This is a genomic window from Microcoleus sp. K4-B3 (assembly GCF_036704615.1).
Taxonomy (GTDB): domain Bacteria; phylum Cyanobacteriota; class Cyanobacteriia; order Cyanobacteriales; family Microcoleaceae; genus Microcoleus.
Window position 1 is genome coordinate 1 of the sequence record NZ_JAUBSF010000163.1, and the last position, 5,943, is coordinate 5,943.

Genomic DNA, 5,943 nt, shown 5'->3' on the forward strand with positions numbered 1-5,943 from the left:
GGAGCCGTGTGAGATGAAAGTCTCACGCACGGTTCTGAAGGAGAGGTTAGGGGGGTAACTCCCTAATCGACTCTAACACTGCTGCTAACTTAAACCGACAGGGTTTAAAGAAAGCTCAGTTTGTCGGCGCGAGCGCAAATTCCGACATTTCAAGCCATACCCTCCAGCAGCAAGGTAATCTTGTCAATTCCCACCACATAAACCAGATCTCCCGGTTTAAAAGTTATGCCTTTATCGCACCGGAGCAGGCCATCAACTGCTTTGGAAGGGGACGAAGCCGAATTTGTCAGGCCGACTTTCTTCTTCTACGATCGCTTTTTCCAAATGCCTGACAGTCATGATTTTTGGCTTCTAATTCCAAGTTTGCCGCAACTTTGAGATGCGATAAACTTATAGCTTGACTCGCTAACTTCTTAATTTCTAACTACGCTTCAACTATCAGAGTAATGTTGTCAAGTCTCACGACGCGAACCACGTCACCCGGTTTCAAAGTTATTTTTCGATCGCACTTAGCGGGCCACCAACTGCTTTGGAAGCGGACGATGCCGCATTTATTAGGCCGAATTTCTTCTTCTACTATCGCTTTTTCCAAATAGCTGACAGTCATCATAGTTTGCTCCTAATTGCAAATTTTTCGTAACTTTGAGATACTAAAAACTGATAGTCCGAGTCCCTAAACCATTGATTTATAATGACGCTTCAACTATTAAAGTAATATTGTCAATTCCGACTACGCGAACCTCGTCACCGGGTTCAAAAGTCAGGTCTCGTTAGCGGAGCCCTCGAAGAGGATCGCACTTCGCCGGCCACCAACTGTTTTGGAAACGAACACGACCGAACTCATGAGGTCGAATTTCTTCATCCACGATCGCTTTTTGGGAATTGTCAAAATTCATGATTGCTTGCTCCCGATTGTAGATTTGCCTTAACTTTCAGAATTGATGACAAACGCCGCTGCAACGATCAAAGTAATATTGTCAATTCCCACGACGCGAACCACCTCACCGGGTTCAAAAGTCATGTCTCGATCGCACTTCGCCGGCCACCAACTGTTTTGGAAACGAACGCGACCGGGCTCATTAGGTCGAATTTCTTCATCCACGATCGCTGTTTCAACATCGTTAATAGACATAGCTGCTTGCTCCTAAATATAAACTCGACTCGATCGGTGTGTAAGTTAGAAGCTTGTCTGTCAACTTCCCCTCCACACTCAACAGTATCCCCCGCCAACCTCGGCCGTGTCAGTCGGTAAAAGTCTATACAAGTCCACTGTTTGAGGGTGTAAGCGAGTCGGAAAAAGTCTGTTAAAGTTGTGTCAGATGGGTAACGCTAAACCTGGTGACTAAATGGAAGCCGATCGTGCACTGGATTTTACCAACTCGTTACTTGTGGCTCGAAACCTGAAAACTCTCGACAACCTTGACAGCGCTATCTTTCGCGAAGCATGGATGGGAGTGCAAGGCAGGACGTACCAACAGGTTGCAGATAGTGAAGGGTATGGAGTAGGGACTGTTAAGGATGCTGCCTCTAATTTGTGGAAGCGGCTTTCAGCGCTGTTTGGAGAAGGCGAAAAAATTAAAAGAGACAACCTTCAAGCGGTTGTAGAGCGGTATTGGCGCAGCTACTCGAAACTTGAACCGCAGTCGGGACAAATTGTTCCGGCCCAAGTGCCTAACCACCCCGATGCGGAATTGGAGATCGAAAATCCCAACTTTTTGGGCAGGGAAGCGGCAATCGCCGATCTCAATACCCTCGTCGCGCAAGGTGCAAAAGTGATTGTCATCCAAAGTGCCGGCGGTATGGGCAAAACGACTTTGGCCAGACAGTATCTGAAATCTCAAGGGTTCGATCGGGTAATTGAACTGTTGATGGCAAAAGAGACAGAGAACATCACAGCCTTGGAAAGCGCGATCGAAGAATGGCTCAAGCAAGACTTTCAGGAAGAACCAGGGCCCGACTTTGGCGTCACCTTGGGGCGGCTGAAGCGGCAGCTTCAGACTCACAAAGTCGGCGTATTGATTGACAATTTGGAAGCCGCACTCGACGGACAAGGTAAGTTTATTGAACCGCACCGGCTTTACGTGGAACTGTTGCGAGTTTTGGCTGACGCGGAGGTGCAGTCGGTAACGCTGATTACCAGTCGCGATCGGCTTTGCGATTCAGACGTAACCGTCGAACACTACCTGCTTCCGGGATTAGAGGTGGAAGTTTGGCAGCAATTTTTTAGCGATCGCAATATTAAGATAGATCCTGTCGCCCTCAAGGAAATGCACAAAGTTTACGGCGGTAATGCCAAAGCAATGGGCATCCTTTGGGGCACAATGCGAGAAGACTTTGACGGAGATATGGCGGCTTACTGGCTGGAAAACAGCGACCATCCCCTCCTTGAAACTGACTTAAAAAATTTAGTTACCAGTCAGTTTAACCGCCTGCAAGAACTCGATTTGGAAGCCTATCAACTCCTCTGTCGCTTGGGCTGTTACCGCTATCAAGACGTGCCGACAGTCCCTACTGACGGACTTTTGTGTTTGCTGTGGGACGTACCCGAAGCCGGACGCCGACAAATCATTAAATCGCTGTTGCACCGATCGCTAGTCGAGTCTCAGAAGGGGGAATACTGGCTGCATCCAGCAATTCGGGAAGAAGCGGTCGATCGGCTCTCGCCCGGAGACTGGGAAACTGCAAACCGCAAAGCAGCCGAGTTCTGGAGCGAGAGTGTTGAAAATATTGAGACTGTAGAAGATGCGCTGAAAGCTTTTGAAGCTTACTATCATTATGTGGCAATTAGCTGTTTCGAGCAGGCCGCGAGCGTCATCCTCAAAAAAATCAATATCCAGTTTGCCAAAGATTACAAGCTCGGTAGAGCGCTCTACAAATTAGGTTTCTTGCAGCCCATAATTTCAGCAACTACTCGCATCGTCAACAATGTGACTTCTGATTATTATTTGAGCGGTTTATACAGTATTTTAGGTATTTGTTACCGGATCTTAGGTGAAATAAATCAAGCCATAGAATGCCATCAAATATCAGAAATAAAAGCAACTAAATCTTTGCAAATTATAGCAAAAAGCAGCGAGCCGGAAAACGGCAAACAAGCAAATCTGGAATTTTGGAAAGTTAACGCTGCAATTAATATAGGTTTTTGTCAAATAGAAATGCGCGAATTAGAATCAGCTATGGAGATATTTGTCAAGCTGAAACCTTTGCGAGACGAAATCGGGATTAATAGCTATTCGATCGATGTCGGGTTAGCTTTCCTCAACTCCTGTGTCGGAGCCAAAAAAGAGGCGGAGGATCTCGCCGAAAAACTTTATGCCGATCGGGAAAACAGTCATTTGGTGAGTACGGGATACAAGTTAGTTTTTCTCGCCGCCACCTATCAAAACCTGGGAGAGACAGAGAAAGCTTTGAGCTTGTACCGCCAAGCGATCGCGATCGCCGACCAAAACCAGTACAGCACCATCAAAGCCAAAGCTCTCAGCGGTACAGCAGCGCTGTACCGAGAACGGGGAGAATTTGACCAAGCCCTGCAGCACCATGCAGAAGCAATAGAAATACTCGATCGAGCCAGCGCCAAATTAGACCGAGCCGAAGCTTGCTATCAACTAGCACTGACAGAACAAAAACTTGGTAACATCGAGAAAACTCAAGAAAATTTTGACCGCGCCGTTCAACTGTTCGGCGAAATGGACGCCAGCAAACAAGTAGAAAAAGTAGAGTTAGCCGCGACTAAAAAAATCGAAAAAATACCTAATTAATTGAGTAACAAATCAGAAAATAGATACAATAAACGAAAGAACAACCATAAATTTTGTTGACATGAAACTAAAACGATTGGGACACGTAGCCGTCTGCGTGCAAGATATAGAGAAGTCTGCTGAGTTCTATCTAAACTTGGGCATGGAGTTAGTCTGGAAAGATGCAGACTGGGCTTATTTGAAAGCAGGAGAGGACGGATTGGCGCTGTTGAGTCCGAGTTACGACCAAGCAGGGCCGCATTTTGGGTTTGTATTTGACGATCGTACCGAAATGGAATCCGCCTACCAACAACTCAAAGCCGATGGTGTTTCCGTCACCCACATTCACGAACACCGCGACGGTACTGCATCTTTTTACGGCAGAGATCCAGATGGGAACGGCTTCGAGTATCTTTACGAACCGGCCTGACTATTTTCGGACTTGCGGATCGCGATCGGGCTAAATCCGCATAAGGTGCGCCAGGTCGCGCACGCTACAGATTAGTGTGTCGGCCCACTCCTAGCCCGTTGCTGAGGGCCCGGAACCTCCCTAGAACTGCCCGAATAATGTGAGATACTCACACCGACGCTCCTACAGTAAGGTGCAGGCTCTGAATCCGAACTATATCCACAACTTCCGAAAATCGGCTCGATAATCTAAAATCTAAAATCTAAAATCCTCATGTTGCAGAGAATACAAGTCAGAAACCGCTGGAAATCAATCTTCAAACCCTGGGAAGAAGCAGACCCTTGGCTGTTTGCCGCTTGCATCGCCCTCACCATCTTCGGGGGAATCATGATTCGCAGCGTCGAAATCAACCAGGGACTCATCGACTGGTGGCGACACTGGGTAACTGGTGGAGTCGGTTTGTTCCTCGCCATCATCATTTCCCGCTGCCGCTACCAAATACTGCTGGAGTGGAAATGGCCGATTTACATATTAATCAATTTGTCGCTGATCGCAGTGCGGTTTATCGGTACTACAGGACTCGGTGCCCAGCGGTGGATCAACATCGGCGGCTTTTACCTGCAACCGTCAGAATTTGCCAAAGTAGGCATGATTGTCACTTTAGCAGCTCTCCTGCACGAGAAGAGTGTCCCCACGGTAGGTAATATGTTGAGGATGCTGGCAATTATGGCTGTACCCTGGGGATTGATATTTGCCGAACCAAATTTAGGTACTTCCTTAGTGTTCGGCGCGATCACAATGGGGATGTTTTACTGGGGTAATGTCAATCCCGGCTGGCTAATATTGCTATTTTCTCCTCTCATCTCAGTTCTCTTCAATAACCTGTATACACCGATTTGGATAGCCTGGGTAGTTGTTGCGGGTATTATCGCTTGGCGAACCCTGCCTTGGCCCTGGTTGGGGACTTTCGGTGCTGTGTTGGTGAACGTTGTTTCTGGACACCTCGGACATATTTTTTGGAATGTGCTCAAGGATTATCAAAAAATGCGCCTGACAGGGTTTTTAAATCCCGAGAAAGACCCTTTAGGCAGCGGATATCACTTGATTCAATCTCGGATTGCGATTGGGGCTGGGGAACTCAAAGGCAGGGGTTTATTTCACGGAACGCAAACTCAGCTTAACTTTATTCCCGAACAGCATACGGACTTTATCTTTTCAGCTATTGGCGAAGAATTGGGGTTTATTGGGTGCATTTGCGTGCTGTTGGTGTTCTGGATAATTTGTTTCCGGTTGGTGACGATCGCTCAAACTGCTAACGATAATTTTGGTTCTTTGCTGGCGATCGGCGTACTGTCAATGTTGATTTTTCAGGTGTTCGTAAATATTGGGATGAACATTGGCTTGGCTCCAGTGACGGGCATTCCGCTCCCTTTCCTGAGTTACGGGAATGCGTCGCTGCTGAGTAATTTTCTCGGACTGGGACTGGTGGAGTCGGTGGCGAACCAGCGACAGCGCAAGAAGCGTTGGAATTAGGCAATTTGCAATTGGTAATATCGTGTCCGGTGAATTAACCATAATCAGGACTTACGCAGGCACACTATATATAGTGTGCCGAAAAAGGGGGCTCGCGTTTTCTCTCATGAAGAGCGTGAGTCACCAGATTAAAAATTTCATTGCTCAAAAAATCACTGACTCTCTTGCTAAACAATAAATAAACGTATAAGCTGTTCAGCATCTAAAACGCATATTGTATAGTACAATATAATGATATTTATAAAAAGTCAATGCCTACTAAAA

At 46.8% G+C, this 5,943-nt stretch carries 5 protein-coding genes; 3 read left to right on the plus strand and 2 right to left on the minus strand.

Going from position 1 to position 5,943, the window contains the following annotated elements; all coding sequences use genetic code 11:
- Window positions 1–424 precede the first annotated feature (424 nt).
- Together QUA78_RS31435 and QUA78_RS31440 are read right to left on the minus strand one after the other, a co-directional pair.
- Window positions 425–610 carry an NfeD family protein gene (locus QUA78_RS31435; RefSeq protein WP_333306807.1) on the minus strand — a complete coding sequence of 62 codons (186 nt, stop codon included), beginning with the start codon at window positions 608–610 and terminating at the stop codon, window positions 425–427.
- Window positions 611–925: 315 nt separating this feature from the next.
- Window positions 926–1,132 carry an NfeD family protein gene (locus tag QUA78_RS31440; RefSeq protein ID WP_333306810.1) on the minus strand — a complete coding sequence of 69 codons (207 nt, stop codon included), beginning with the start codon at window positions 1,130–1,132 and terminating at the stop codon, window positions 926–928.
- A 214-nt stretch (window positions 1,133–1,346) separates the two neighbouring features.
- On the opposite strand from QUA78_RS31440, the gene QUA78_RS31445 reads away from it, so the two are divergent.
- From QUA78_RS31445 to rodA, 3 genes are all read left to right on the plus strand, one after another.
- Window positions 1,347–3,758: a tetratricopeptide repeat protein gene (locus tag QUA78_RS31445; RefSeq protein WP_333306812.1), complete on the plus strand. Its 2,412-nt coding sequence runs from the start codon at window positions 1,347–1,349 to the stop codon at window positions 3,756–3,758.
- 61 nt (window positions 3,759–3,819) lie between these two features.
- Window positions 3,820–4,167: a VOC family protein gene (locus tag QUA78_RS31450; protein ID WP_190740181.1), complete on the plus strand. Its 348-nt coding sequence runs from the start codon at window positions 3,820–3,822 to the stop codon at window positions 4,165–4,167.
- A gap of 252 nt (window positions 4,168–4,419) precedes the next feature.
- The gene (gene rodA, locus QUA78_RS31455; protein WP_333399222.1) at window positions 4,420–5,679 is read left to right on the plus strand and encodes a rod shape-determining protein RodA; all 1,260 of its coding nucleotides are present in this window, start codon (window positions 4,420–4,422) and stop codon (window positions 5,677–5,679) included.
- Window positions 5,680–5,943 lie beyond the last annotated feature (264 nt).